Genomic DNA, 26,698 nt, shown 5'->3' on the forward strand with positions numbered 1-26,698 from the left:
GCAATCATATGTGACCGAAAATGATATTTTGTGCTATTGATACTCGGGCGCTGTTGAGCAGACGACAAGACGAGTGACAACGAGAAGGAGAATACGCATGTCTAAGACTGTTTTGGTAACTGGTGCTGCTGGATTTATTGGGAGTCATACCGTTGAAACGCTTTTGAAGCGAGGCGATCGTGTGGTGGGCATTGATAATTTCAATGACTATTATGACCCCAAGCGCAAGCGTGCCAACATCAAGGAAATCGAAACGCAACTGGCTCCTTCCGGTCAGTATGAAGCCTTCACGCTTATTGAAGGTGATATTCGTGACCGAACCCTCATTCAAAAAATATTTCAATCCCATCAGTTTGATGGCATTGTTCACCTCGCGGCAATGGCCGGTGTGCGCGTGTCGATTGATGATCCGGGGTTGTATTACGACGTGAATGTGACGGGAACATTGAATTTGTTGGATGCCTGTGTCGGCAGAATGGATGGCACGAAAAAATCAAATGCTTTGCCAAACTTCGTGTTTGCCTCAACGTCGTCCGTGTATGGCAATACGCAAATTGTGCCTTTCGTTCCCGATGATCGTTGTGATCGCCCATTAGCTCCATATGCGTCCAGCAAGCGAGCAAGTGAAATGTTAGGGTATTCGTATCATCATCTGTATAAGCTCAACTGTACGATTCTTCGATTTTTTACCGTGTATGGACCACGTGGTCGTCCGGATATGATGGCCTATAAAGTCTTGGATAATATTTTTAAAGGTTCAGAGGTGCCGCTTTATAATAGTGGAAATATGCATCGTGATTGGACATATGTTGAAGATATTGTCAGTGGAGTGATTGCCGCGGTCGATCGTCCGCTGGGCTATGAAGTTTTCAATATTGGCCGTGGAGAACCAGTATTGCTTTCTGATTTTGTTAAAGGTATCGAACAGTTAGCAGGAAAATCTGCACATCTGATTCCGACTCCCATGTTAGAGGCTGATATTTCCTATACCTTTGCCGACATTAGTAAAACACGTGAACTTTTAGGGTATGAACCGAAAACCTCAGTTCCTGAAGGCGTTGAAAGATTTTGGCAGTGGTATCAACAAACCATACTTCATAAAGATTAACCCCCGCGCATGTACTAGATAGAGTGACTTTTGGTTTCTGCAAAAGTGATTGTGTTGATAGGGGAGTCGAAATGGATAAAGCTTTTTTGACGAATGACATTTACGTAGAGTTTCACTACCTATAACCGTTTCAAAGAACTTCCAATGTTTGAGACGTAGATTTCCGCTACTAGGCGACCTTCTATCTACACTTCAGGGACTCAAGCACAGTTGCCTATCGAGGTGCCCCGAGTGACGCAACAACCGTCGCCAGGTTTCCTTTTCTGATTCGAATGGAAATTAATTGGATTCGCTATAATGCCTGTCTCGTCATACTCCTCAGGGGTTGAATTAAACGAGTAAGCTGTGGACTGACACAGGGATATTCTGAATCGCGTTGTTAGATGTCCTTACCTGCCTTTGAATGTCTGACTACTTTTCTACATTCGTTTCTCACTAATATCCAAGATTCCCAGATAGATACTGATCTCCATATGTTCGGTCCTCTCAGGGGTTCGAGGAGAGTAGAGCCCTCAATGGATATCTGTGATATTCACCGGGATTTATTGTCACTCCTCTTGATTGCCAACTTTACATTCATCTGCATTTCTTTCCTATGACTTCGTATTCCGTCTGTTCTTTTTCGTTCTTGTCTGTCCTTAAGAGGACTGTGTTTCTTCGTTGCTGGAAATTTTCCATTGTCGCAGGCCTTCAAGCATTCGGTAATTAAAGATTCCTATGACGTTCGACGATCACATTGGTAGATAAATTTTAAATATCGAAGAGACTTTGTCTTCAATATAAGCTGGAAAGTACTTAAGTTTTACTCCGGACGACCGATAGTACGGGCATGAAGTCAATCTTGTTTTCATGCATGTTTGTACGAACACAGCCTAATTCTTCGAGATAGGTAATCTGCGTCCCTTCACCCCGACCGACGACAATATGGTGTTGAGACACGCAAGCGTATCATCTACTTACTAAAGAGGAGGTTTTCATGAATACTCGGCATCAAACACGGTTATGGATGAGCGCCATTGCCTTATTGCTGTCAATTGGGCAGGGGTGCAGTTCTCATTCAGTGGGGTACACAGTCGACTCAGAGGCAGGGGCGCATGAAGATGGAATGATGATGGGTATGACTGACGAATCCGGAAACACCATGAATGGCGCAGGTGACTATGAACAGGGACGATCATTTTATGAAAGCGGTGAGTCCTATGATCCCGGAGCCGTCGGATCTTCCCGAGCGTATAATCATGGTGGAACACCAGACGGACAAGGAGTGAGCAACGGGTATTATAATGGGTTGGAATATGTGAACCCGGGAACTGGTCATGATGACGACATAAACGGATATGGTCATAACTATGCCGGTGTAGGGCATGGGGCGAATAATGGCCCCGTGACGGGGTTTGGTGATGGATTTGCTGAGGGTGTGACTCCAACGCCCGAAGCGTGGGCCGAATCTTTTTTACGTGGCTATGATTCTCGTGGCAATGTGGAAAATGGAGGGTTGAGCTCAGAGCATGTGGACCAAGATGTCATGGTTGCAAGATCAGATTCAAGCGAGAATGGCCATGGTGGAATGACGCATTCATCTCGCGGTACTGCCATGAATGGCGGGCAAATGGCGAGTGGCCATGGAAATGTGGAAGATGTGTATTTCGCCTTTGATAGTTGGAAAATTACAAAAGCTGGCGCGTATTCACTTCAAAACGATGCGGAGTGGTTGAAATCCAATCCTGGGCAACGAGTGACGATTGAAGGTCATTGTGATCAACGCGGCACGCAAGATTATAATATGGTATTAGGAAAAAAGCGTGCTGAAGCGGCCAAGGCGTATCTTATTGACTTGGGAGTACAGCCCAGGCAAGTCAAAGTTGTGTCCTATGGAAAAGAACGGCCTTTTTGTTCAGAACATAACGAACATTGCTATCAGCAAAATCGTCGAGGACATCTGACGATTCGGAATAACTAAGCGACACAAGATACGTAACAGTCGTGAAAAGGGCAGTGGGATATTCTCTCCCACTGCCCTTTTTGTTTTCCATGATGGCCTATTTGTAAGGTCATGTTAGTGAGTGACAGGGTTAGCCATTCCTCTTTGAAGGGCAATATTTGGAATTTGGGGATGACGTCTAAGGATGTTATGTGAGGCGTACTTTTTGAGCTTGAAGCATTAGTGAACATCTTGAACGAAGTATGCAGGAAACAGCCTGCCCTCGCTTATCCATTCATGGTAAGGAGGCGTCTGTTGAAAATGATCTTGCCTTGATCCGGCTTGAATGGTAGAGTCTGATCCTTTGTTCTCAGGCCTGCGGGAGTGGCGGAATCGGCAGACGCACAGGACTTAAAATCCTGCGCCCGCAAGGGCATACGGGTTCAATTCCCGTCTCCCGCACCAGTTTCTTTGCAATATCCAGGGATACGGTCTTAGACGGAAGCTCGTTTCTAGACAGTCAAATGGAGAATGGTGGATAGCAGAAAGCTTCGACTCGAAGAAGAAGATGTGCGAATTATATATAGGCCGTCAGTTCATTTTTGAATAACGAGTCAGATCCGTATTTTTCGAATTGCTTCGCTTTAAATATACATTCTGATACGCGTTAAGAATAGGTGAAGGATCTCGAGTTTGGCTGAGCTGTTAATTCGAGTCTGCCCCTAGAATTTAGTGAACGCAAAATTCCTGACGAAACCGGTCGTTCTTAGTGCTATTTGTTTTTGGTCCGGTCTTGTATTCTTGACGATGCTAAGTCAGATGACGTTTTAATCTCTCCCCACGCTTTATTAAACCCTTTTACTAAATCATCCCAAGCATGTTGGCTGCCAGTCTTCATTTCTTCCCAGGCTTCTTCTCCACCCGATCTGATCGACTCAAGTCGTTGCTGACCTTCAGCAATTTTAATGTTGACGGCTTCGATTCTTTCTTCAACTTCTTTGATTTGTTCCAGGTGTTGGAGTCGTACGTCGGACTCAAGTTGACTCGCCTTTCTTCTCAGTCCGTCTAATTTGCTTGAGTATTCATCAATTTGAGACTGCCATTCTTGCAATTGTTGCTCTATGGTGGTTTGAAATGCTTCTTTTTCACTCATAGGTCTCGCTCCTTCTTTATTAGGAAAATATCTTGCTCATATTTGCCACTGAGAAGAATGCCAGAAAATTGATTTGAACTGGTTTGTGTCATTTTCAACAACTGCAATTGGAATTCTAGTCTGAACCTCTTATGAATGAAATTTTGAGTTTCATCAAAAGTAACTATAGAAGAAAAAAGATGAGAACGAAAGATGGCATATTTACTTTGGAAATTGAGCAAGGGTGATGTAAGTTATTTTATTCATGGACAACCGTAACCTAAAATAGTCTTCGATTGCATTAAATCTGACTAGATTTTTGAGGTCATTGTACCCATGACTTGTCTAGTGCATTTATCTCTGTATGATGATGTAAAATGGTCATTTATGATAGTATTTGAGGTTTTCTACCAAAACTGAGGTTACCATGAACACGAAGATTGTTGTTGCAGTTCTTGTGGTATGTTTAATGATAGGTGTTACAAGTTTTGCTGAGGAAATCGGGAGTGTGGATACCAAGTTCAATTTACTTGGGCCGGATCATAAGATTGTGGTCGAAGCGTTTGATGATCCAAAGATTGATGGAGTGACGTGCCACCTCAGTCGATCGAAGACAGGCGGATTTAAAGGGATGATCGGAGTCGCTGAGGATAGCTCGGATGCTTCCATTGCCTGTCGGCAGGTGGGACCAGTTCGCATGCCGGCTGAGCTAGAAGAAGGTGAGCAGGTTTTCAATGAGCGACGATCATTGATTTTTAAAAAACTCCAAGTTGTGCGTTTTTTTGATAAGAAACGCCGAACGCTCATCTATCTAGTCTATAGTGATAAAGTGATTGAAGGGTCACCCAAAAATGCGATTTCTACAGTCCCGATCATGCCATGGCCCGGTCAATAATCAATGAAGTGTTGTCTCTCTACTATCAAAAAAGGAGAGAACCCTGACAGCTGTTAAGCAAACATCACAGAAAGATGGGAGTTTTTCTTCTAGAAGGCAGACGCTTGTGCGTTTGATTGGTCATTTATCATGAGGGCTTTATTGCTGACCTTCTCGTGCATCGTAGTCAGTCTTGTCCTGCAAGTTTATTGGGCCGAGGTTTCAGCTGAGGAGCAGACTCCAACGCCCTTTACGACCGATCGGCCTGGAATCGGTGATACGGCATATCTCATCCCACAGGGTCATGTGCAATTTGAAGTAGGTGTCAACCTGCAACGGGATAAGACAAATGTCATTCTTGAGCGAAGGGTAACTCCAGGCAGAGGCAGTGAAGTACGAAGGACGACGGTTTCGGTGCCCAATACGTTGATTCGGATTGGTGTATTAGAAGCGATGGAACTGAGGCTTTTGGGAGGAGGGTATGTCTATCAGAAGACGAGTTCGGGCAATATGGACAACCATGATCATAGTGTAAGTGCTCCAGTCATTGGCACGAAATTACACCTATTCGAGGAAGATCAATGGATCCCACAGACAGCATTTCTTCTTAATCTCACCCTTCCATATGGAAGTGAGAGACTACATCCAGACGATGTGACCCCTGATTTTAAGGTCGCGGGAAATTACATTATTTCTGACAGGGTGAGTTGGGAAGTGAATCTTGGCGGAGCTTGGGAAGATGGGGTGAACGATAATATCACTGGCTTTTATACGACCGCCTTGTCTGTCTCAATCAATGAGACGGTAGTATCATTTGCGGAATTTTTTGGAAATATGAATGGTCCATCCACCCACGCGTTTGATGCTGGCTTTACCTACTTGTGGTTGCCTACAGTACAGTTTGATGTGTGGGGTGGGCCAGCTCTCACGGATGCAGCTGCTGACTGGTTTGTCGCGGCAGGTATATCGTATCGTCTTCCCCAATTGTGGTAATAGAAAAAATGAATGATCAAAAAATGAGGAGTACAAGCATTGACGAGCTCAGTGTGGTTATGGCGCGTGTTTTTTAGATACGAAGTAAGGTAAAATATGGTGTTGTTTTAAGGATAATTAACGACGTTGAGGATACTGTGAATCAACACATTTCGCATGAATCTAAGTAAGGAGTGATAATCATGAAAACATTATTTCTCATACTAATTTTTGTTACGATCGGGTCGTTTGTAGCCAATGCTAACACGCTACGCAATGCAGCATTTGGACAGTTGATTGACTCGAATTCCAGTTCAGCTTCACGATCAGAGGGTGACAGTGAGAGTACCTCTGAGTCGGAACAAGTCCCAGAGGCCCAGGAGCCAACAGATTCGATTGAGTCTCAAAGTCAACAATCACCGAACGATATGACAGACTCTCCTGCCGTTATTGTTCCTCCTGTCACTGATCCAGAAATGACGATTGCTCCTCCGGTTGTTGACCCAGAAATGACTGTGAATCCTGAGCATCTTCCCGAACATCTTGGGCAAGAATCAAAAGAGCTTCCTAAAGTGCCACATTAGTACCGAGACGATAGTAATTACTGCACTGATAAAAACCTGAAGTGTGCAATTGAGCATGCTTCAGGTTTTTTTATCGTTGGTGCGCTATGACTTGTGCATGTTATCTTTCAACTGTTGTGAGTCATTGATCGTTCGTCGGCTTAAAAGGATTGCTTCTCCTAAACGTTGTCTTTATTTATGAAGATTCGTTCGTCTCCGTTTAATTCTTCTGTTCAAATTCTTATCATTATGGGGGTATCTGGATCAGGAAAGACCACGATCGGAACACTTCTTGCGAAAGATCTTGGATGGTCTTTTTACGAGGGAGATAATTTCCATTCTCAGAAGAATATCGACAAGATGACACGTGGTATTGCCTTAACAGACGAGGATCGGGAGCCATGGTTACATGCGTTGAGGCTATTGATTGAGAAGCTCGTTGCTACATCTGAGCATGCGGTAATCTCATGTTCTGCCTTGAAACAGGGGTATCGAGACATTCTTGCAGCGAACAGTCCTCGCATCGGGTTTGTCTATTTAAAGGGCTCAGATTCCCTGGTAAGAGAACGTTTGTCAAAACGGGAAATGCATTTTATGAACGAGGTTCTTTTGGAGTCGCAGTTGCATGAGCTTGAAGAGCCTGATGATGCATTGATTCTTGATCCTGCTTTTCCTCCGCAGTTCCTCATTTCACAAATCAAGAAGAATTTAGAATTTTAACCAATTGTATAATTGTCGCGTCGATTATCTCGTATATCGACGTGAATGTGTACCATAATGGGAGGGTTGGAATCATGTATTAGACAAGACTTCTTGTAAGCATTTATTTTTGTCTAGTGCAAGGGTTTACCGATGTCGGTACTGTAGAAGACATACACGATGTGTCTGTGGTGTTACGTATCTGGCAGGTAAGGCCTGAGTGACGGGGTTTATATTGAATGAAGTTTGTTAGTCATCTGTAGGAGGTGTGAATGCAGTTAAGAAGTCATGGCCGACATTCCTTGAATACTCATCAGGTTATGAAGTTTCACATATGGGCCGGAGTGTTGTGTAGTTTTATTATTCTACATTCAGGAAATATTTATGCTGCACAAGAGAAAACGCTTCCCACCGATGGAGCTATCACCCGTGCTGTGGAAAGCACATTGCTGCTTGATGAAAATGTTCCATCCCATTTGATCGATATACGAACAGAACAGGGAATTGTGACATTGATTGGAGCCATGCCGCATTACCGAGCAAAGGATCGAGCAGTCAAGCTGGTCGAAACTGTCAAGGGCGTAGAGAGTGTGATTGATGGGCTGACTGTTATTGTCTCGAAGCGACCAGATGAAGAAATCCGTGAGAAGGTAAGTCTGGCGCTACAAGACGATCCTGCGACAGATTCTTACAAAATTGACGTCAGTGTCGAGCATGGAATGGTGACACTCACAGGGACGGTCCCATCCTGGGCAGCGAGAGCGTTAAGCGAATGGGTAGTGTCTGGGGTGTATGGGGTGCGAGACATTGAAGATAAGCTCCTCATTGAGAAGAAAGAGGACCGTGCAGATGACGTCCTATTAGAAGAAATTCAAAAGCGTTTAAAGGCTGATGTTTGGGTCAATGACGGCACGGTGCTCGTGACCGTAAAAGACGGGACGGTCACCCTAGACGGCGTTGTCGGAAGTGTCGCCGAGAAGCGACGCGTGCTTCGGGACGTTCAGGTAGCGGGGGTGAATGAAGTCGATGACAGTCTCTTGTTCGTCAAAGCTTGGGCTAAGGGAAAAAGTCGGCGCAAGGGACAGCCTGGGTACAAGAGCGATGCTGAGATTAAAGAAACTCTGCTTCTAGCATATGCGTACGATCCGCGGGTTTCGGTCTTCAACCCGACAATTGATGTTCGTCATGGGATGGTCACGTTGACTGGGGTGGTTGATAACCTCAAAGCAAAGCAAGCTGCAGAGGATGTGGCCAAATACACTCGCGGGGTTCTCTGGGTAAAGAATTTTCTGAAAGTCAGGCCAAATAACCCAATTGAAGATGACGCACTGAAACGCAAAGTCGAAATGGCATTACATGAGGATGCGTTCATTAATAGATTCCTTGTGAACGTTTCCGTCCGTGACGGCGTTGTGGTATTGCGAGGTTCTGTTGAATCTCATTTTCAAAAAAATCACGCTCAGGATGTTGTTTCGGGAGTAAAAGGTGTGATTGCTGTCAAGGATAAGTTGCTGGTCGAAGAAACCTGGATTTGGAAGCCAGATTCGGTCATACAACGCGAAATAGAAAGTGAATTATGGTGGAGCCCGTTTGTTGATCATGACGATATTTCGGTGAAGGTTAAGGCAGGTGTGGCGACACTTTCCGGAACCGTGGAGAATTATTTTGAATATAAAACGGCCTTAGAGAATGCCCGTGAAGGGGGGGCTAGGCGAGTTGAAACCCTGCTGAGCATACGAAAGTACTCAGGATTTGACATCCTACCTGATCGGCCATTGTAAGATGAAATGAAGCCTTAAGGAGATCGGTCGAAGGGTGGCAGGGGAATATTGCTGTTAGGAACCGATGTCCGGTGAAGAAAGTCACATGGAAGCTGCGCTTTTGCAGCTTGGCGACAAGGATGGGGTAAGGTCTGTATGACTCCTAGTGGTTCATATCTTTTGCTGAAACGTCCCCAAACACCTCCGGTAGACACTTCAATAGAGGCACTCGCAGTATCACTTAGAAGCAAGACCAAACACATTAATCAAGAAGGATCGTCATTTTCTATGAGGGAGACAATACATGGGAAAACGAAAGTCAGAAGATGAAATACGAAAAGCAATAAAATCTGGAGCGATCACGAAAGAGTACAAAGCGGACCCCAAACACATCATTACTGAGCTCAATAAGTTACGCTCTACAGAAATTTCCAGCTATCTTCAGTATAAACAGCATGCCTATATGGCGGTTTCTCTGATGGCGCCAGGACTCAAAACTGAATTTGAAGGACATGCGAATCAAGAACTACAACATGCTGATGTCTTAGCTGAGCGTATTCAGCAGTTGGGTGGTGTTCCTATCTATGAATTAGACGAAATTGCCAAGAAGTCGGGTCGGGCTGGCGTTCGTGCCGAACAGGGGACAACTTTGAGAGATATGGTTGCTCAGGATTTATTGTTAGAACGCAATCAGATCGAATCGTATACTAGGCTTATTCGAAAAACTGGTGATAACGATCCGGTCACGCATCAAATTCTCGTGAATGTTTTACAAGATACGGAAAAGCATGCAGGGGAGCTTGCTGATTTTCTGACCCGTACGGCGGATACACGGAAATGACCCGTACAGATATCATTGTCTTTTAAAAAGTCTGTGTGGGGTATACGTGAAATTTTTTAATCGAAAGGAGACATGATGATTCATGAATGTAAATTGTTTTCGAAGACGATTATTCTGACCAGTGCTGTATGCTTCAGTCTATTTGGTATGACGGCTACTGGTGTCGCGGGAGAAGGGCATCAACAGGAAATGACAGAGGCAACAGATCGGCAACATAAAACAAACGGTCTGGCCGCGGGACAGCGTATTATCTATGGGACAGTTGAGGGCGTGAATGAGAATACGATTAAGGTAGATGCGGGTGAGGCGGGTGAAATGTCTCCTCGTTATTTAGAGTTAGAGAAAATAGCGAGCAAAGCAGATGAGATAAAGCAAGGTGATCGTTTGGAAATTACCGTCAATAACAAGAATAAGGTGGTTGACTATCAACTTTCACATGACGAAGACAAACACTAAGTCGTAGAGGAGATTAGTTATGGCTAAAAAATGTGCACATCCATCGTGTTCGTGCGACGCAGAACCGGGAAAAGAATTTTGCTCTGACAACTGTCGAAATGTTAAGAGCCCTTCCGCAGGCAAATGTGAATGTGGTCATTCAGGTTGTCAGGCGGATAAAAATACTTGAGACCTTGGAAATCCTAGTGAATTTCAAGTTATAAGGATTATCTGTCTAGTACGAATAATATCAGCCAATGTTAGTATGAAGCTCCTACCGATAATAGGAGCTTCATACTAAAGACTTTCTCTTTAGGCAACCTGATAAATTTCTTAAACGCTCATCGCTCCTTCCTGATCGCAATCGCTTCCCCATCCGCGTTTATTTTGACGATAATGCGATCTCCTGTAACCATCCCTTCATCCACGAGTGTGTCTGAACTAGTCTTGAAGTGCTGCTCTGCTCCTGCGCGATCCTTTATGACGTACATATCTTCCTCGATCTTGAGCAGTTCACCTTGCATAGTTGTTTCCTCGACGACCGATGAAGAAGTTGATGGAGTGACTTCTTCACTAACAGCTGGCATTGAGGGTGGAGTTTCTTGTTCGACGACAGGTGGTGCGGCTGTTGAAGTTTCCTGTTCACCGACGGATGGGTTGTCGGAAGTCGAATCTGAATTTCCGCAGGCAGAAATTGCAAAGGCCAATCCGAAAGTCATAAGCAAGTTACACGTGCGATATATGGTGACACATTTCATGATGCTCTCCTTTTGAATAAAATAATGGTTGAAGCAGAGAAAATCAGGACAGATATTTCATCAGCACGCATTACCGAAAAACAGACATGTGATCCATCTGATATAGACCTCGCTGGTCCCGCGGCTTAAAAAAATCTCCTGGCATTCTAACAATCTTGTCTTCATAGTATGTCCAGCATAAACTGTATCGCAAAGGACAAGTTCTCTATTGCGATTTGCAAAATGTCCAAGGTGGACTAAAGGACCTTATAGACATAAAAGCATGGAGTCATGTTTATTTGTCCGTAGGTATGGGATAACTGTGACTGTTATAAAATATCTAGACGGCGATGGTAGTGTCATTAATTATCTCTAGGAGGCAGCCATGCATACTTCATCAAAAATTACAGCAATGTTTTTGGCCATCGGACTCACGATGTGTGGAACAGCATTTGCGGGTCAGGGCAAATCAGCAATGGGTTCGCAGTCCCAATCTCAGGAATCTGGTATGACAGAGGGTCAAGGTAAGTCTGTCGAGGGTGAATTAGTTGCGATTGAAGGTGAATTCTATGTTGTGAAAAGCCAAGAAGGTACAGAAGAGCGCTTACATGTTAGTCCGACGACTCAAAAATCAGAAGGACTAAAAAAAGGTGATATGGTGACAGCGCAAGTCACTGAAAAAGGACATGCGTTATCTATTCAGCAAGCTGAGGAATCAGGTATTGCCGCCCAATCGAGCGAGAAAGCTGGAGAAATTAAAGAGATGGAAATGCCTTAAAAAAGTGAGTAGAACGTTGAACGTGTTGGACTCGTCGTCAAATACAAACGACGAGTCCGGATTTTAGTTTGTTGATGGTGGAAGTGTGTAGAACATCCATCCTCTCTCACATACTAAGGAGGTGCACAATGTTAAGCTGGGCAATTACATTTCTCGTGATCGCGCTCATCGCTGGAGCGATTGGACTATCAGGAGTGGCTGGGACTGCAACGAATATAGCCTGGGTACTTTTCGTTGTATTTCTTATTATCTTTGTTGTGAGTGCGGTCATGGGGCGTCGTCCTCCAGCAGCTTAGATAAACGTCTTCTCATTCTTTAAGGTCATTGTCGGGAATGCCATGTCTATTTATTGTGAAAGAAGGAGGATTGATTCCTTGGAGACTGGGAGGAGTATTCTTTAATTAGGCGCGTACTTCATCACGTTAGAGAGCATCTGTTCCACCGTTTAAATGTGGGGACTGGAGAAAAATAGAGAGACTGCGTATGAGATCGCATGTGTATTGCAGATATGAGTTTTATCTATCATCATGCATATGGAATGCTAGCGAAAAGTACTAGTGAGCTGTTTTGGGAAACGCTTGTTCAAGTCATCACAAACTTTTAACACATTTATCTTCCGAAGACATTGAGTCTTTTGCTTTTGCTTCGCAGACTGGAAAGAAACTATGACTTAGTTTCCGATCTATAAATTATGCACTGCTCTCCGATTGAAAACAGCTTTGTCAGAGAACGAGCCAAAGTAGATAGTGAGGCGTCGGAACATTTCAATGCACGTCATTTGATACTGATATGGTTTTCTATGGCGCCGACGCCTCCAATTTCCTTGGCCAAAGTCGCTGCGTGTTCTGCCTGTCGTGCATTGTTGACAAAACCACTGAGTTGCACACGTTTTTTAAACGTTTGCACGTGAATGTCCAACCCGGAGACCATCGGACAACGCAAAAGATCGGTCTTCACCTTCGCGGAAATTACACTGTCATCGATATATTCGCCTGTACTTTCTTGGTACGGCGTGGCTGCACATCCAACGAACAGCCCAGCGAGTGCCAATGAAGACATGGCAAGCAATCGAGATTTCATACATTTAGGCTCCTGAGGCATGGAAGGTCTGATGCCATACCTACATTGTGCACGCAACCGTGGTGCCTTATTTTATTATTTAATAGATAAATTGTTTTCCACTGAGCCGACTCCGCCAACCTCGCGTGCCAATTGAGAGGCCTTTTCAACCTGGTCTGCGTTATCAACGAGGCCATTTAATTGGACGCGACCTTTGAAGGTGCTGACACTAATATCAAATCCTGACACTTCTGGATCGCGTAACAAAGATGTTTTGACTTTCGAGGTAATCACGCTGTCATCAATATGCTCTCCAAAACTCTCTGACTGGGGTCCGCCCGCACATCCCATGAGGGCGTTCGCTGCAATTAAAATGCTGCTCAACAGGATCATCCGATAAAGAGATTTCATTAGCGTCCTCCTACTGTGATGTTTCCAACATTTTCGTGAAGTTGAACATTTTGCTTGTGTTACATATCGTCTCGATAAAGAGATTGCGTACGTTCATCACTGCATTTTTCCGGAATCTGATTTACTGGCGGCATTGATGGAACTGCCAAAGAAATTCTTTCGGGAGTCCTGAAATCTTTTTCGTGCTCCAACAAATTTATCTTTTGCTTCTAAAAACCGATCTCGCTCTTTCTCGTAATTTTGTGAAACTATATTGAATCGATGTTTCGCTTGGTCATATGTTGACTTGGATCGATGGTATTTGGCTTGAGCTTCTTTGTAGAGCAGACGATCCTCATTGAACTCTTCAATGCCTTCGTTAAATTGGTCCTCGGCTTCTTCGTATCGATCAATGCCTTTTTGGGCTTCCCCCAACTCTTTTAACGAAGGACCGACATTAGAAAAAGAAGGGGAATCCTCTGGTGAACCATTTGTCTGGGCATAGGCATGTGAAACCGATAACCCCAAGAACACCAGAAGAACTGTGAAATTCATGCCGAATTTCGTTAGCTTCTTCTTCATAAAGCACCTCCTTATGCTGAATTTTAATGCGCCGCCGATAGATTCACCGTTACTCTATGAACCGTAAGGCAAGCAATTGTGAACATTTAGACAACCGACAAGAGATAATCGTCACATAATTACTTTGCTGATGGTTGCCGACGGATGAGACGATCACCGAACTTGCTCTAGATAGTAATGCCAATCAATGCCTGCATAATAAATGAGCCTCATTCACGCATGATAATTCTTAAGACGTACGCTAGCCTACGGACATATCTCTGAAATTTAGGATTTTTTTGTCCAGTATCTCCGGTACCAATTAAGGCGTTACACTTGAACTTTGTTATTCCTGTGGAACTAGGCGCGAATAACATACAAATATATAGAGCTTATGTCTAATACCACACTGGTGTCATTTGGCATTTCAATAACAGGATGGCAATTCATATTCATTTCAAATCACAAGGAGGAAATACATGGAAGATACGGTAAAAGGCAAAGGCGGCTCTACGCTTGAGCATGCGGATCTAGAAAAAAAAGCAGGCGATGTGAAAGAAGCAATTCAATCGAAGGCAGAATCTGTCTTACAGGAGGGCAAAGCTGAAGCCAAAGCTTATGCGAAAGAGGCGCAACACAAGACCGTATCTGCTTTGTCTGAAAAAAAAGAACAGGCTGTTGGAGAGCTGGGAAACTTAGCTCAGGCTCTCCGTCAAACGGGCACGCAACTCCGGCAACGAGATCAGAATACTGTTGCACAATATACGGACAAAGCGGCTCAACAGATAGATCGGGTTACTGGCTATCTGTCCAACAAGGATATGGATCAGCTTCTCGATGAAGGTGAAGCGTTAGCGAGAAGAAACCCTGAACTCTTTATAGGGGTGACATTCGGATTGGGTTTATTAGCTGCTCGGTTTATCAAGAGTTCGCGGCAACGTCGTCATTCTCAGCAACCAGCGGCAGTTTGAGAAAGATCATCAATGTCGTCTCTTATGAGCGTGACGATTTGACACAGTAAGCACTACACAGGCTTTCATCTCTTCTGAATTTTTTATCTACTGCATGACGATAGTACGAGGAGATTTCATGATACGAACAGAGGAAGAGCAATCGCTGAGCGAGATGTTTAAGGAATTGATACAGGAAGTCAAAGTCTTGCTCAAGCAAGAAGTGGATTTGGTTAAGGCAGAAATGTCTCAAAAATTTTCAAGGGCAGGGAAAGATGTTTTATTTGTTGGAATTGGAGTTGCATTAGCTTATGGGGGACTACTCGTGTTATTGGGAGCTCTAGTCTTGCTGGTCGCACAGATTCTTCCGACTTGGGTTGCCGCATTATTAGTCGGACTCGTTGTGATAGCGGTTGGGTATGGATTGGTTCAAAAAGGACTGAGCGATCTAAAACATGTTAATCCTGTCCCACATAAGGCTATCAACGCACTCAAGGAGGAAAAACAATGGATCCCGCAACAAGTGAGATAAAACTAGCAGCTGAAGAGGAACAAGATAATTGTCCGGAAAGTCCGGATGTGCTTCGCGCTCGTGTCGAATGTACGAAGGCGGAAGTTAAAGAAACGATAAACAATATTCAAGCAAGGCTTTCGCCCGCGCGCCTTAAGCAAGACGTGCGTGAAGTGACGGTCGGAAAGGTAGAAGATATGGCTCAGTCAGCACGGCATACCGCAGAGCGGTGGAGTGGGAGTGCTTTGGATACGATTAGTCAGAATCCAATTCCTGTGGCACTTATCGGGCTCGGATTAGCTTGGCTGTTTAAAGCACGATCAGAGCAAGCCTATCAGTCTGATTTGCCTGAGTATAGTAGATCATATGCTTATCGTAATCCATATGATCCGTCGGTTGATCGTGATTCAAGCACATTAGAAAGTCTAAAGCTCAAAGCGAGCGAAAAATCCCAGGCCCTCCGCGCTAAAGTCGAAGGAGCGGCTGGTACGGTTCAAGAAAAAGTGGGTGAAGCGGCTCAGACTATTCAGGATAGTACGAGTGAGTTCGGTGAACATGTGAAGGGCCAGGCAGAAGAATTCTCCACGCAGGTCCAGGAACGAGCCGGAGAGTATAAGGATCGTGTGCAACAGCAGACTCGTCGGGCAAGACAGAGCTTTGAGCACACTTTTCAGGAAAACCCATGGGGAATAGGAGCGATGGCCTTTGCCATTGGAGCAGCGGTAGGGCTGTCCGCGCCACGGACTCAGCAAGAAGACGAATGGATGGGAGATGCTCGTGATACCTTGCTTGATCAAGCGCGGGGAAAGGCACGAGAAATGGGTGACAAGGTCAGGCAGGTTGCGGAGGAAGTTAAGGAAACTGCAACGGATACAGTACAGGAGGAAGTGAAAAAACACAGTTTTTCGTGAATTTATAAATAAAGTGAATATTCATCGACCCTATACTATTGACTGTATTTATATATTTTTGAAGTGTGAGGGATGGTTACTACATTTTAAGACCACAGGATTGGGTTGGAAACATCCGATCCTGTGGCTAGGGTAAAGGCCAGACAGTTGTTTGATATCTACGACATCACATGGAATTCACTTTTTCCCACACGGCCTTGATGAGCCACGTGGTAACAAGAATAGATCCGATAAGTAATACTACGATTCCAGCGAATAAGCTTCCTACAAATGCCCAATCCCCGAATGTTGAGGAACGTTTATTATTGTGAATATGTTTTTCTAAAAGCTCGATATTTCGTACATTGCTTTTGAACCAAATCGAAAAGAGGTCGCCGAAGACGGGAATCGCACCAATCAAACCATTGATAGAAATATTTATCCCCATCCGAAACAAGACAATTTTCGGTAAATGGTATTGCGCCGCAACTAGCAAAATGGTTGAGCCTGCTAGGCTGGTGAGGAAATCACCTATTCCCGGTATTAGACCAATCACGGGATCGAGACCTATCTGTATAGATGTCCCAGGAATATTGAACTGTCGGTCTAGAAGTTTTGCTAAAATTTTAGCAAAGTTGAGTCTTTTCAAAGGTTCTGCCATTTTTCCTCTGACTTATTAAGGCCTGAGTGAATCTTATTGAAAGACACGTTTTCCTGAAATTCACGATAAGCTTTTTTCGTAAGAGTCCATTGGGGAGTTACTGATTGCACTTCTATTTATGAATCTCTGAGTTACAAGAAGATACGCTTTTGGCTGGGAGGCCCATTGAAATTGTTCGTGATGGGAGGTTATTCGTTACCACAGCCCCTGCTCCGACCACAGCACTATCTCCAATCGATACTCCATCAAGCACGACGACTTTGGCTCCTAACCAACAATTTTGTCCTATGGTGGTGGAACCTTTTGAATACACCTTCTGGTCACTAAAGGCCACCTGACTCTCATAATCATATGAATTGCCACTCATAATATAACAATAGGCAGCAATCATACTTCCATTTCCAACCAAAACGTGATCGCCTGAAAAAATCTCACAGTTTGAACCGATATTAGCCTTTGATTGAATTTCAATGTTTCCGTCTTTACAGAATATGATAGAATTCCGACCAATATAGACATTGTCTCCAATTTGAATTCCCTTGTTAGACTGTCCTTTGGCGTCCAACACACAGTTATCATCGATGGTCACATTTTTCCCAATTCGAATCTTATGCGGATGACGTAGAATAACCGATCGGCCTATTACCGTGTTCGATCCAACGTCGCCGAGAATCCATCGATATACCTTACTTCGAAGATAGTACCCGATCGCACCAGGTATATTTCCCAGTAAACTTGTGATGAGTTCATACTTGAAGATCTCTGGCCAACGTGTTGTTCCAATCACCCATTTCGCATACTGTTTCCAGCGTGGCGTTTTTTCTCGTGACATCGAATTGAGTTTAAACTTTCCTTCACCCACTTGTTTCTTTGGGTTCGCTTTCCCAATGCTTTCGGGTAATGGGGCCTCCGTTATTGATCGAGATGCTATCTCCTTGATCATCGCTTGCATCTCTCGCTTCATATGTTTAGTTTGACTTAATAGTATAGTTAACTCATCTTCAATTTTAGTCGTAACACAAACCTGATCTTCTGATAGGTGGTCAAGCGTCTTCAGCTCAAGCGTCAAGCGATTCAATTGCTGTGTGATAGCAGAAATTTCCTCAGTCTTTTTCTTGATGTGTCGTGGGTAATCTCGTGTTTCTTTTATAGATAGAGGTGTCATTCTACCTTCTCCTAGCTATCATATATATGATTTGCGAAGAAAACCCATCCAGACTTAATAATTGAACATTCTTGTTTGTTCAATATCACGCAAATGTTCAAGGAACGACTCGGCAGATTGTTATCTGTCAAGATAAGAGAATATTTATTATGCACGTAAATGTCGCAGAAGCACTAAGATGTTACGTGTTTTTGGCATCGAGATATTGTTGTGCAAGTTCCTGGGCTTGATGAGCGGAAAAAACTCTCCGCGCTTCTTTGAAGATGCCCGTTTCCTCCACTTTAATGTGATCTTGAAGATAACTTTGAAGCTCACTTATCCGTTCATGCCAATTCTGATCATCCACACGTATCATATCAATATCTTCTAGTTCATAGGCGACCTGCTCGCGTTGCTCGAGTGCATTTTCGATCCGCCGATTTATGCCATGCCGTTCTTCTAATGCCGTATAAAATATCTTTTCTTCGTTTTCATGATGTGTTGCAAGTATGGTTTTGAGCCTGATCAAAATATCTTCACGTTCTTTATCTTCCAGTTTAGTTTGTAAAAGTTTTGAGAATAAGGCCTTAGCTGTTCGATGCTCTTTTTTTAAGGCTTGATAAATGTCCATAGTCATCTCCATTTAGGTAATCGATCTAGAATAAAAAAGATAATGGCATCACCTCATGAGTATTAATGGCTTTATTACACCAAATAGAGTGGTATTCGGATATGGATAAAATCTTGACAAGCATGCGAAAAATATCCATTTCATTTCTCGTGCTGGAAATTGTATGAATTGATGGAAGGGTTTACCATTTGTGCGAGAAATGTTTAATTTTCTCATAAGGACGACGTTCACACTTCGAGGTAGAAGTTAAGATGAAAGGGATGACCACCATGACTTTTTCCTCGTCACCAGAAAATACATCTAGAGGTCGCAGTGCCACTCGTCCAAGCCAGATTCCTCCCCTCGGTTGGCGGGACATTGGATTCAGAATTAAACATCAATTGGATGCTGATAATGTCTCTCTGGTCGCTGCTGGAGTGGCTTTTTATGTCGTGTTGGCCCTGTTTCCAGCTTTAGCTGCGCTTGTGTCTTTATATGGGCTGATTATGGATCCTCATGATATTGAACGGCATTTGGCGTTGGCGAGTTCCCTCTTACCACAAGAGGCACGTGCCATTATTGATGAACAACTCAAGTCTGTTATCAAGAGTGCAGAATCTGCTTTAAGTTTAGGGGCTCTTGGTGGCGTTTTGCTGGCTTTATACAGTGCTTCCAAAGGAATGGCGGCTCTGATCACCTCACTCAACATTGCGTATGATGAAGAAGAGACGCGTGGATTTATGACACTCACGGGGCTAGCTTTATTGTTAACATTCGGTCTTATCATTTTTATAATCGTCGCCCTCGCATTCATCACGTTATTTCCAGTCATTCTAGAGAGTATTGGAATTGGACAGCTCATTCAGACTTTGCTCATGCTATTAGGATGGCCCCTTATGGGAGCCGTCATTATGTTTGGGCTGGCCGTGTTGTATCGTTATGGTCCATGTCGCAACAAACCTCAGTGGCAATGGGTCTCCTGGGGGTCTGGAATCGCGGCGTTTTTGTGGATCACCGGATCAGCACTGTTCTCTCTGTATGTCGAAAATTTTGGAAAATATAATGAGACCTACGGTTCTCTTGGCTCAGCAGTCGTATTGTTTATGTGGTTCTTTGTTACGGCGTATATCGTAGTGCTTGGGGCCGAAGTAAATGCAGAAATGGAACGACAAACAAAACATGATACAACCGTCGGACCGGAAGAACCAATCGGTGAACGAGGAGCATATGCAGCCGACACGGTTGGAAAAGTGCCCTAACAAAAGCGTCGAGGGTTTTTTCTTTTTGTACCTGAATCTCCATGTTTGATTGAGTGCAAAGTATGAGGAAATCTTCGGAACTCTCGCAGAGGTTCCTCTCGCCTCGAAAGCCATAATTATGAAACGTACCATTATCCTCGATGTCGATGGAACGCTGATGGATACCAATTATTTGCATGTCGAGGCGTGGGCTCGTGCTTTTCAAGAAATTGAGATTTCTATCTCTCGTTCAGCTATTCATCGACAGATTGGGAAGGGGGCAACGCTGATGCTGGAGGAACTTCTTGACGATTCTTCATTGCGGCCACAAGCCAGTGAATGGCACAGTCATTTCTTTGCCGACCTTCAACAATATGGGAGTGCTTTACCGGGGGCCAAGGAGATGATAGAGAAACTGTTTTCTCAAGAAATGGCTATATGGTTAGCTACGAGCGCAAAATCACAGGAATTAGACTACTACCTTGATAAACTTGAGGCACGGGAAAAACTGACTGGAATTGTCACTTCTGATGACGTGGAGAGCGGTAAACCGGCACCACATATTTTTCAGCAGGCACTTGAACGTTCTGCCAGTGCTCCGGAAGAAAGTATCGTTGTTGGGGATACCATTTGGGATATTCAAGCGGCTCATGGATGTGGACTTCAAACCATTGGTGTACTGACCGGAGGAGCGTTTAGTCGTCAGGAACTACAGATGGCTGGTGCCGTGGCCATTTATGAGAATTGTAGAGAATTGCTCTTAGCGGGATTCCCTCAGACGTTTCCCAGTACCTGTTCTTGATCAACCTCTATTGGGGATATGAATGTTTTCCTTCTCTCATGATCCCGAGTGTGGTGTCGCTATTTAATTTGAATATTATTAATGACGGACTGTACTCCTTTTGCGTTTTTAGCGACTTCTGCGGCTTGTTTTCGTTGAGTTTCGTTTTCAACGAAACCCTCTAAAGTGACAACCCCTTTACGGGCTCTGATGTTTATAGGGGCGACATTGAGCGTAGGCTCTTGAGCTATGGCCACTTTCACTGCAGCCGCAATTCTCTCATTTTTATCTGAAACTTTATTGTCTTGTCCCAGATGACTCCAACATCCTCCTATTGCTGTGAAGGTTGTCAGAATAATGAGACCCCGTACTAATTGGCGTTTGATAAGTGAGTTTAACAAGATTTTTGTATCCTTTGATATTCGTCACGTCTGGTGACATATATTGTCGATGCCTGGTCAGGATAAGAAGACAAATGAATTATGACCGACGGTATCATACACCCTTCATTCCGATAAACGTTTTATACCATAAGTTGAACGAATGTTCATACGGGATTCCGAATTCACTCTAGGCAGATGAAAGATCTTTTTATCAGAATAAGTCATGCATAAGGAAAAACCTCGAACAGTTCCTATGAAGATAATTGTCGGTTTGATCACGAGTCTGGTTCTGGTGATAGTCCTATGCGTGGTTCTAGGGGCAGTCATGCTGAATTCTCAGTGGTTTCAGGAATTTATCGAAACAACATTGTCAGAAACCATTGGGCAGAAAGTGTCCATCGATTCCATAAAACTCAACCTAGGACATATTACCCGTTTACGAGTGGAACAGATATCGGTCGCCAATCCTTCTTGGGCATCAAAACCTTATTTAGCTTCTGTGGAAGTCTTAGAGGTAGGCATTGATCTGTCTGAACTACTTGTCGGCGATTTAGTGTTTACCGAGGTGCAGATAATCAAACCGGTGTTTCAGTTGGAAAAGTCGGCACAGAATAAAGCAAATTGGGTACTCACTGAGGAATCTGTGTCTTCCCCTGATGAGCAGGACCTTTCTAAGCAAGACAAAGACGAGGGAGGTTTGAGTGACTTACCTCGTATTAAATCACTCTCGGTGGATAACGGACGTCTAACCTATAGAGACTCTACTCAAGACACATCGGTAACACTTTCGATTGAGTCTCATAATCAAAAATTATCGACCGGCCAAAATCATGAAGTCGAACACGATGATTCTGATCGACAGGCTAAGATAGCTGTTCCCTTAACTGATGACAGTTTTCAATCGGACATAATCATTGAAGGGAACGTGAAGTATCAGGGTATACCAATCGATGTTTTAGTCAGAACTGGTTCAACTCGTCAAGGTATTGAGGACTATCGAGAATGGCCGATAGATGCCAAGCTGCAAATTCGAGAAACGACGATGGACCTAGATGCTCAAATTGGTAGCCTCTGGCCGCTAGAGAGTCTCACGACAACATTTAGAGTGGCAGGCCCAGACTTGTTTCGCTTGGGGGAAGCTATCAATATCCCATTACCACACTTACCTCCCTATGATTTACAGGCCCAATTGCAAAGAAAACTGCTTGAGGATGGAAAACAAATTTTTCTTTTTAAAAGTCTTGACGGTACCATAGGGGACAGCGACGTGGCTGGTGAGCTGCGGTTAACCATAGGTGGTGAACGGCCAATGATTTTCACGCATTTACAATCCCGCATGCTCGATTTGGACGATCTTGCCGGTTTAACGGGTGCACAGCCGGATCCGGAGGAGACCGCATCTACTAAACAAAAGGTGCAGGCCGAAAAGAACGAGGATCGGAAAAGACTATTGCCGGATAAGCCTCTCGACTTTTCTCAACTTAAGAAGGTGGATGCAGATGTTGATTATCGAGCGAAAAATGTTCAGGCTCCAAATCTTCCGTTGGATGATTTCGTGCTTGTCATGACACTTCAAAATGGCCACATGCAGATGAATCATTTAGATTTTGGCGTAGCTAAGGGAACGGCAGCGATGAAGCTTGAAGTTAATGCACGGCAAGTTCCTGGAGAAGCTAAGCTGAAAGTAGACTTTGATCAGATGCACCTGAGCCAGCTATTCGCTGACTCAGAAGTGGCCGATGATTCATTTGGTAAAATTGGAGGGAAAGGGACTCTGTGGATGCATGGTCAATCGTTAGCCAATTGGTTTGCCTCAGCTGATGGAGGGATGTATTTCACGATGACTGGAGGAAAAATTGATGCTCTCCTGGTCGAGTTAGCAGGATTAGATTTCACGGAGTCGGCAACAGTCTTTCTAGGCACTGATACGGGGGTGCCGATCGATTGCGCCTACTCAGATCTTCAGGCCCGCAGCGGTATCGTCACCATAGAACCCTTTCTGTTAGATACATCGGATACCAAATTTAAAGGTCTCGGCTCAATCGATCTACGTCAAGAAATCATGGATTTAACGATTAAGCCATACCCAAAAGATTTTACCTTATTAAGCTCACGTGGGCCATTGCATGTTACTGGCACCTTTAAAAATCCAGAATTCAGTGTGGACCCCAGTTTTCCTTCTCCTGAGTTCGGAGTCGCGGATGATAGTCAAAGTTGTGAGGGTATGATCGAAGCATTGAGGAAAGCTCGAAAGAATGATATGGATCATCAAAAAATGGATCCTGCTTTAGACAAGTAATCTGTCGAACGGATTCTTATTTTCTTCCGTAAGTTACACGTGAGCATATTGCTGTTTCCCCCCTATATTTCTTGTTGTGTTAATATTGCACAATCTCACTGTTCAAGCTCACAATTTTCTCATTTCTTCAAGTCAATGTGAGCCTCTGCGCATTATAGGCATTCATTGGGTCGAGCAAGTGTTTATTAATATTTACCAAGGTAACATTGGATGTTGAAATATAGGTCTGTGTCAACTTAATCAGGAAACAGGACGAAACTGCTCCCCCTCCCAGGGGGAGCAGTTTGTAAGGTAGGATGAAGACAGGAGTGTTGGAAGGATGGATAACAAGGCAGGTATTTAGTAAACAAAAGACGATTTTTGTCTACATTTCCCAAAGCTGCTTACTTAACGGGATCATATCCTATTGTTAGTTTAGAAATACTAAAATTAATTACGAAGTCGTAATTTATTGATTACCCGTCTTGCGCCGATGTCGTAGGTTGTTTCAACAGCATCAGCCATTGCTGATCGATCTTCAACGGTTCCCCGCAATGTCGCAACCCCAGACCGAACATTTACGGATATTCCCTCTCCAAGTTCATCGTATAAATCGGATTCTAAACGACTGTCGCTGTAATTTAACCAAGGTCTTTCATCATGATGAGTAACCTGAAGTTTATTGATTACCTTTCTGGCCCCGCCCTCGTAGGCATTCTCAACGGCCGCGACCATTGACCCGCGATCTTCAACCGTTCCCGTTAAGGTGGCCACTCCGCGTCGTACCTTGACTCTTACTCGATCCTCATCGACATAAGGGCTTCCATCCAGTTCATCGCGGATATCTTCTCGTATTTCTAAGTCAAGTTGGCGAAGTTCGTTACGATTTACATTTCCCATTCCTGCATAAATATCTTGTCTACTGTCAGACGTTCGATTTTGCCTTCTTTGGTAGAGCTCATTGTCAACGTCACCGTACTGATCAGTGTAATAATCAAGCGAATTATTCTGTCGATTTTCATAGCGGTCATAACGACTATCACGGTAGTTGCGCGAGTCCTTCACCATCAGTGCCTTAGGGGTATCTTCTGAATAGGACACTGAGTTTAGGGAGCTGCTTTGCGCTGAAACGGGAGAGGTAAGAGCCAATGCGCAAACGGCGAGAACAGCTGGGAGAGAGCGTTTGAAATATAATTTTGGCACCATGAGAGCCTCCTTAAAGGTTGAAGAGTGTAAAGGTTTTCGAAAGTGTTTTCAGGCGATTATTTCCTGATGGTTGTTCAAAAGTAACAAATCGTTAGAATCGATCAAAGCGACAAATTTGAAAATTCATCACCATTTATGTCCACTGAATGTCTGATCAAAATATTTAAAGGCAGTCAGTATTATCGTACGCTCAATTTTTGTGAGTACGAAAGACTCTGGACAGGAGAAGAAATGAGAGAGATGCAGACATTTTTGAAGATATCCTTATGAATTTGTCCATCACGCGTTGATTAAAAGGACAGTTAAAATTTCCTAGAAAATTCAGAGTGATGGATATCAAGAGTGCCTAACAGCATCTTCGATGAAAGATTATTTGTCATGGTTCAGATATTTGGTGAGGGCATGTCGTAACAAGAATGATGGAGTATCCAATCAACTATTCATTCCTTGTGTTGTTAGGGTGGAAAAATATATGAAGAAAATTATGCTTAGCATTGTTATCATTTTTTCTATTTTTGTATCTTTTGAGTATGGGCTATCAAAAGAAAACGTGGTGCAGGAAATCTCGCCTACGGTACCTGACCGCCTGAAAAAACAACTGGAGACTTTTAATGGTTCGTATGGAACTGAAGTGGCTTCAATTTATTCCGAAAGAAAATATAGTCCTATATGGATAGAAGACTATGATCTCAATGAATCTGGTGAGCAGCTAATTCAAACCTTGTCAGATGCAGTGCAACAAGGGTTGGACCCACAAGACTATGAAGCGGATGAAATACAGTGGTTGCTTCGAACCATCCGCCTCTTTTCGGTGGATGACCATATCGCTCGCACGGAAATGCTTTGGAAATTAGAGACTGTACTGACCAAAAATTTTTTCAAATTTGCTGATCATCTCACAGCCGGCCGAATTTCCCCAGCGGCCGTCAATGGAAAATGGTATCTTACAGACCATCGTCACTCTCTCACTTCTCTCATGTCAGATGCATTGGAACGTGGTGTTTCGGCAACGTTCACGAAAATCGCCAGTGGACATGATGGTTACACGCCTCTATTCAAAGCGCTGGCATCTTATCGAACCATTCAAACGCAACATGGCTGGCCAGTTATCTCAGATGGTCCTCTCCTCGGCTCTGGGTCACATGGTGAACGGGTCAGAGCTCTTCGACGTCGATTGTCTGCGACGAGAGATTTGAAAAGTGACCCAGATAACAATGTTTTTAACAAAGAAGTTGTAGAGGCTGTGAGACGATTTCAACAGCGTCATGGCTTGACCGTTGACGGACTCCTTGGCCCTGTCACGTTAAAAGAATTGAATGTTCCGGTCGAAACGCGGATTAAACAAATTCTCATTAACTTAGAGCGGCGGCGATGGATGCCGCGTGGCTTAGGAGATGATTATGTTTATGTGAACATTCCGGATTATATGCTGACCGCATTCTTGAATGGTAATGAAGGAATGAGAATGCGAGTGATTGTAGGCAAACCAATGAGCCAAACGCCGATCTTCAGTGACACTATCGAATATGTGGTGTTTAATCCGTACTGGTATGTCCCTCGGAGTATCGCGACCGAAGAAATTTTCCCCAAGTTTCGTGAAGATCCTCTGTATTTACAGACGAAAAATTACGAACTTGTCGACTGGGATGAACAAGTTCTCGAGTCCGACTTATTTACGCTGGAAAATTTAGAAAACAATATCGTTCGTCTTCGGCAAAGGCCTGGTCCCTCCAATGCCCTCGGTTTGGTCAAATTTATGTTTCCGAATGACCATGCAATATATTTGCATGATACGCCCGCAGATTATCTCTTTGATGAATCGGAAAGAGATTTCAGTCATGGCTGCATACGTATTGAAGATCCGAGGGCTTTTGCTGAATTTTTATTAGGTGAAACGTATACGCCTGAAAAAATCACGGAAATTTATAAAACGCAAAAACGTGAGGTCGTTGATATGTCTCAAACCGTCCCTGTTTACATTGTTTATTTTACATCATGGGTCGACAATGATGGTCTTATAAATTTTCGTGAGGATATTTACGGTCATGATGAACGCCTGTGGCAGGCATTGAAACCCGCTCTCTCAAATACCTTGGCCCGTCCGCATATCACTGATAAGTGGATTTATGGCTTATCAGATAAGCGTGCGAGTGAGATACCACACTATTATGCTGCGAAGCATTAACACTTAAAGTGAGGTGTTCAATTAGAAACAT

28 protein-coding genes and 1 tRNA gene are annotated in these 26,698 nt (G+C 43.8%); 19 read left to right on the top strand and 10 right to left on the bottom strand.

The window, feature by feature from the left end; all coding sequences use genetic code 11:
• Positions 1–97: 97 nt before the first annotated feature.
• The 3 genes from ACWQXP_RS03465 (at position 98) to ACWQXP_RS03475 (ending at position 3,494) form a co-directional block, all read left to right on the top strand.
• Complete coding sequence (locus ACWQXP_RS03465) at positions 98–1,108, top strand: SDR family NAD(P)-dependent oxidoreductase (protein ID WP_454061447.1); 1,011 nt, start codon at positions 98–100, stop codon at positions 1,106–1,108.
• Between the two features lie 976 nt (positions 1,109–2,084).
• Positions 2,085–3,068: a peptidoglycan-associated lipoprotein Pal gene (pal, locus tag ACWQXP_RS03470; RefSeq protein ID WP_454061448.1), complete on the top strand. Its 984-nt coding sequence runs from the start codon at positions 2,085–2,087 to the stop codon at positions 3,066–3,068.
• Between the two features lie 339 nt (positions 3,069–3,407).
• Positions 3,408–3,494, top strand: a tRNA-Leu gene (locus ACWQXP_RS03475).
• Positions 3,495–3,801: 307 nt separating this feature from the next.
• Here ACWQXP_RS03475 and ACWQXP_RS03480 read toward each other — a convergent pair.
• Positions 3,802–4,182, bottom strand: a complete 381-nt coding sequence (locus tag ACWQXP_RS03480; RefSeq protein WP_454061449.1) for a hypothetical protein — start codon at positions 4,180–4,182, stop codon at positions 3,802–3,804.
• A 406-nt stretch (positions 4,183–4,588) separates the two neighbouring features.
• Here ACWQXP_RS03480 and ACWQXP_RS03485 point away from each other — a divergent pair, with 406 nt between their 5' ends.
• From ACWQXP_RS03485 to ACWQXP_RS03515, 7 genes are all read left to right on the top strand, one after another.
• Positions 4,589–5,056 (top strand): CreA family protein, encoded by a 468-nt coding sequence (locus tag ACWQXP_RS03485; RefSeq protein ID WP_454061450.1) that lies wholly within the window; start codon positions 4,589–4,591, stop codon positions 5,054–5,056.
• Between the two features lie 129 nt (positions 5,057–5,185).
• Positions 5,186–6,028: a transporter gene (locus tag ACWQXP_RS03490; protein WP_454061451.1), complete on the top strand. Its 843-nt coding sequence runs from the start codon at positions 5,186–5,188 to the stop codon at positions 6,026–6,028.
• Positions 6,029–6,210: 182 nt separating this feature from the next.
• Complete coding sequence (locus tag ACWQXP_RS03495; RefSeq protein ID WP_454061452.1) at positions 6,211–6,591, top strand: hypothetical protein; 381 nt, start codon at positions 6,211–6,213, stop codon at positions 6,589–6,591.
• Between the two features lie 177 nt (positions 6,592–6,768).
• Entirely contained in the window at positions 6,769–7,290 is a 522-nt protein-coding gene (locus ACWQXP_RS03500) for a gluconokinase (RefSeq protein WP_454061453.1), read from the top strand.
• A gap of 251 nt (positions 7,291–7,541) precedes the next feature.
• Complete coding sequence (locus tag ACWQXP_RS03505; RefSeq protein WP_454061454.1) at positions 7,542–9,050, top strand: BON domain-containing protein; 1,509 nt, start codon at positions 7,542–7,544, stop codon at positions 9,048–9,050.
• A gap of 283 nt (positions 9,051–9,333) precedes the next feature.
• Positions 9,334–9,870: a ferritin-like domain-containing protein gene (locus ACWQXP_RS03510; protein WP_454061455.1), complete on the top strand. Its 537-nt coding sequence runs from the start codon at positions 9,334–9,336 to the stop codon at positions 9,868–9,870.
• A gap of 72 nt (positions 9,871–9,942) precedes the next feature.
• Entirely contained in the window at positions 9,943–10,326 is a 384-nt protein-coding gene (locus ACWQXP_RS03515) for a hypothetical protein (RefSeq protein ID WP_454061456.1), read from the top strand.
• A gap of 320 nt (positions 10,327–10,646) precedes the next feature.
• On the opposite strand, the gene ACWQXP_RS03520 is transcribed toward ACWQXP_RS03515, so the two are convergent.
• Positions 10,647–11,063 carry a hypothetical protein gene (locus ACWQXP_RS03520; RefSeq protein ID WP_454061457.1) on the bottom strand — a complete coding sequence of 139 codons (417 nt, stop codon included), beginning with the start codon at positions 11,061–11,063 and terminating at the stop codon, positions 10,647–10,649.
• 364 nt (positions 11,064–11,427) lie between these two features.
• Between ACWQXP_RS03520 and ACWQXP_RS03525 the strand changes: the two genes are divergently transcribed.
• Positions 11,428–11,820, top strand: coding sequence for a hypothetical protein (locus tag ACWQXP_RS03525; RefSeq protein WP_454061458.1), 393 nt, complete (start codon positions 11,428–11,430; stop codon positions 11,818–11,820).
• Between the two features lie 128 nt (positions 11,821–11,948).
• A complete protein-coding gene (locus tag ACWQXP_RS03530) occupies positions 11,949–12,116 on the top strand; it encodes a DUF1328 domain-containing protein (protein WP_454061459.1) in 168 nt (55 codons plus the stop codon).
• A gap of 478 nt (positions 12,117–12,594) precedes the next feature.
• Here the strand turns inward: ACWQXP_RS03530 and ACWQXP_RS03535 are convergent, their stop codons facing one another.
• From ACWQXP_RS03535 to ACWQXP_RS03545, 3 genes are all read right to left on the bottom strand, one after another.
• Positions 12,595–12,900, bottom strand: a complete 306-nt coding sequence (locus ACWQXP_RS03535) for a BON domain-containing protein (RefSeq protein ID WP_454061460.1) — start codon at positions 12,898–12,900, stop codon at positions 12,595–12,597.
• 75 nt (positions 12,901–12,975) lie between these two features.
• Positions 12,976–13,290, bottom strand: coding sequence for a BON domain-containing protein (locus ACWQXP_RS03540; protein ID WP_454061461.1), 315 nt, complete (start codon positions 13,288–13,290; stop codon positions 12,976–12,978).
• A gap of 96 nt (positions 13,291–13,386) precedes the next feature.
• On the bottom strand, positions 13,387–13,851 hold the full coding sequence (locus ACWQXP_RS03545) for a hypothetical protein (protein WP_454061462.1): 465 nt from the start codon (positions 13,849–13,851) through the stop codon (positions 13,387–13,389).
• Between the two features lie 458 nt (positions 13,852–14,309).
• Here ACWQXP_RS03545 and ACWQXP_RS03550 point away from each other — a divergent pair, with 458 nt between their 5' ends.
• From ACWQXP_RS03550 to ACWQXP_RS03560, 3 genes are all read left to right on the top strand, one after another.
• Complete coding sequence (locus tag ACWQXP_RS03550) at positions 14,310–14,801, top strand: hypothetical protein (RefSeq protein ID WP_454061463.1); 492 nt, start codon at positions 14,310–14,312, stop codon at positions 14,799–14,801.
• 118 nt (positions 14,802–14,919) lie between these two features.
• Positions 14,920–15,312, top strand: a complete 393-nt coding sequence (locus ACWQXP_RS03555; protein ID WP_454061464.1) for a phage holin family protein — start codon at positions 14,920–14,922, stop codon at positions 15,310–15,312.
• On the top strand, positions 15,288–16,202 hold the full coding sequence (locus tag ACWQXP_RS03560) for a hypothetical protein (protein WP_454061465.1): 915 nt from the start codon (positions 15,288–15,290) through the stop codon (positions 16,200–16,202). The genes ACWQXP_RS03555 and ACWQXP_RS03560 overlap by 25 nt, the downstream gene beginning before the upstream one ends.
• A gap of 166 nt (positions 16,203–16,368) precedes the next feature.
• Here ACWQXP_RS03560 and ACWQXP_RS03565 read toward each other — a convergent pair whose 3' ends face one another.
• From ACWQXP_RS03565 to ACWQXP_RS03575, 3 genes are all read right to left on the bottom strand, one after another.
• Positions 16,369–16,842, bottom strand: coding sequence for a DUF4112 domain-containing protein (locus tag ACWQXP_RS03565; protein ID WP_454061466.1), 474 nt, complete (start codon positions 16,840–16,842; stop codon positions 16,369–16,371).
• A 112-nt stretch (positions 16,843–16,954) separates the two neighbouring features.
• The gene (locus tag ACWQXP_RS03570) at positions 16,955–18,007 is read right to left on the bottom strand and encodes a DapH/DapD/GlmU-related protein (RefSeq protein WP_454061467.1); all 1,053 of its coding nucleotides are present in this window, start codon (positions 18,005–18,007) and stop codon (positions 16,955–16,957) included.
• A gap of 181 nt (positions 18,008–18,188) precedes the next feature.
• Positions 18,189–18,617, bottom strand: coding sequence for a hemerythrin domain-containing protein (locus ACWQXP_RS03575; RefSeq protein WP_454061468.1), 429 nt, complete (start codon positions 18,615–18,617; stop codon positions 18,189–18,191).
• Between the two features lie 269 nt (positions 18,618–18,886).
• On the opposite strand from ACWQXP_RS03575, the gene ACWQXP_RS03580 reads away from it, so the two are divergent.
• Positions 18,887–19,855: a YihY/virulence factor BrkB family protein gene (locus ACWQXP_RS03580; protein WP_454061469.1), complete on the top strand. Its 969-nt coding sequence runs from the start codon at positions 18,887–18,889 to the stop codon at positions 19,853–19,855.
• Positions 19,856–19,973: 118 nt separating this feature from the next.
• Positions 19,974–20,636: an HAD family hydrolase gene (locus ACWQXP_RS03585; protein ID WP_454061470.1), complete on the top strand. Its 663-nt coding sequence runs from the start codon at positions 19,974–19,976 to the stop codon at positions 20,634–20,636.
• A gap of 59 nt (positions 20,637–20,695) precedes the next feature.
• On the opposite strand, the gene ACWQXP_RS03590 is transcribed toward ACWQXP_RS03585, so the two are convergent.
• Positions 20,696–21,016, bottom strand: coding sequence for a BON domain-containing protein (locus ACWQXP_RS03590; RefSeq protein ID WP_454061471.1), 321 nt, complete (start codon positions 21,014–21,016; stop codon positions 20,696–20,698).
• A 235-nt stretch (positions 21,017–21,251) separates the two neighbouring features.
• On the opposite strand from ACWQXP_RS03590, the gene ACWQXP_RS03595 reads away from it, so the two are divergent.
• Positions 21,252–23,297 (top strand): AsmA family protein, encoded by a 2,046-nt coding sequence (locus tag ACWQXP_RS03595; RefSeq protein ID WP_454061472.1) that lies wholly within the window; start codon positions 21,252–21,254, stop codon positions 23,295–23,297.
• Positions 23,298–23,726: 429 nt separating this feature from the next.
• On the opposite strand, the gene ACWQXP_RS03600 is transcribed toward ACWQXP_RS03595, so the two are convergent.
• On the bottom strand, positions 23,727–24,482 hold the full coding sequence (locus ACWQXP_RS03600) for a BON domain-containing protein (protein ID WP_454061473.1): 756 nt from the start codon (positions 24,480–24,482) through the stop codon (positions 23,727–23,729).
• Between the two features lie 472 nt (positions 24,483–24,954).
• Here ACWQXP_RS03600 and ACWQXP_RS03605 point away from each other — a divergent pair, with 472 nt between their 5' ends.
• Positions 24,955–26,667: a L,D-transpeptidase family protein gene (locus ACWQXP_RS03605; RefSeq protein ID WP_454061474.1), complete on the top strand. Its 1,713-nt coding sequence runs from the start codon at positions 24,955–24,957 to the stop codon at positions 26,665–26,667.
• Positions 26,668–26,698 lie beyond the last annotated feature (31 nt).

The sequence above is a fragment of the Candidatus Nitrospira salsa genome, from assembly GCF_965152625.1.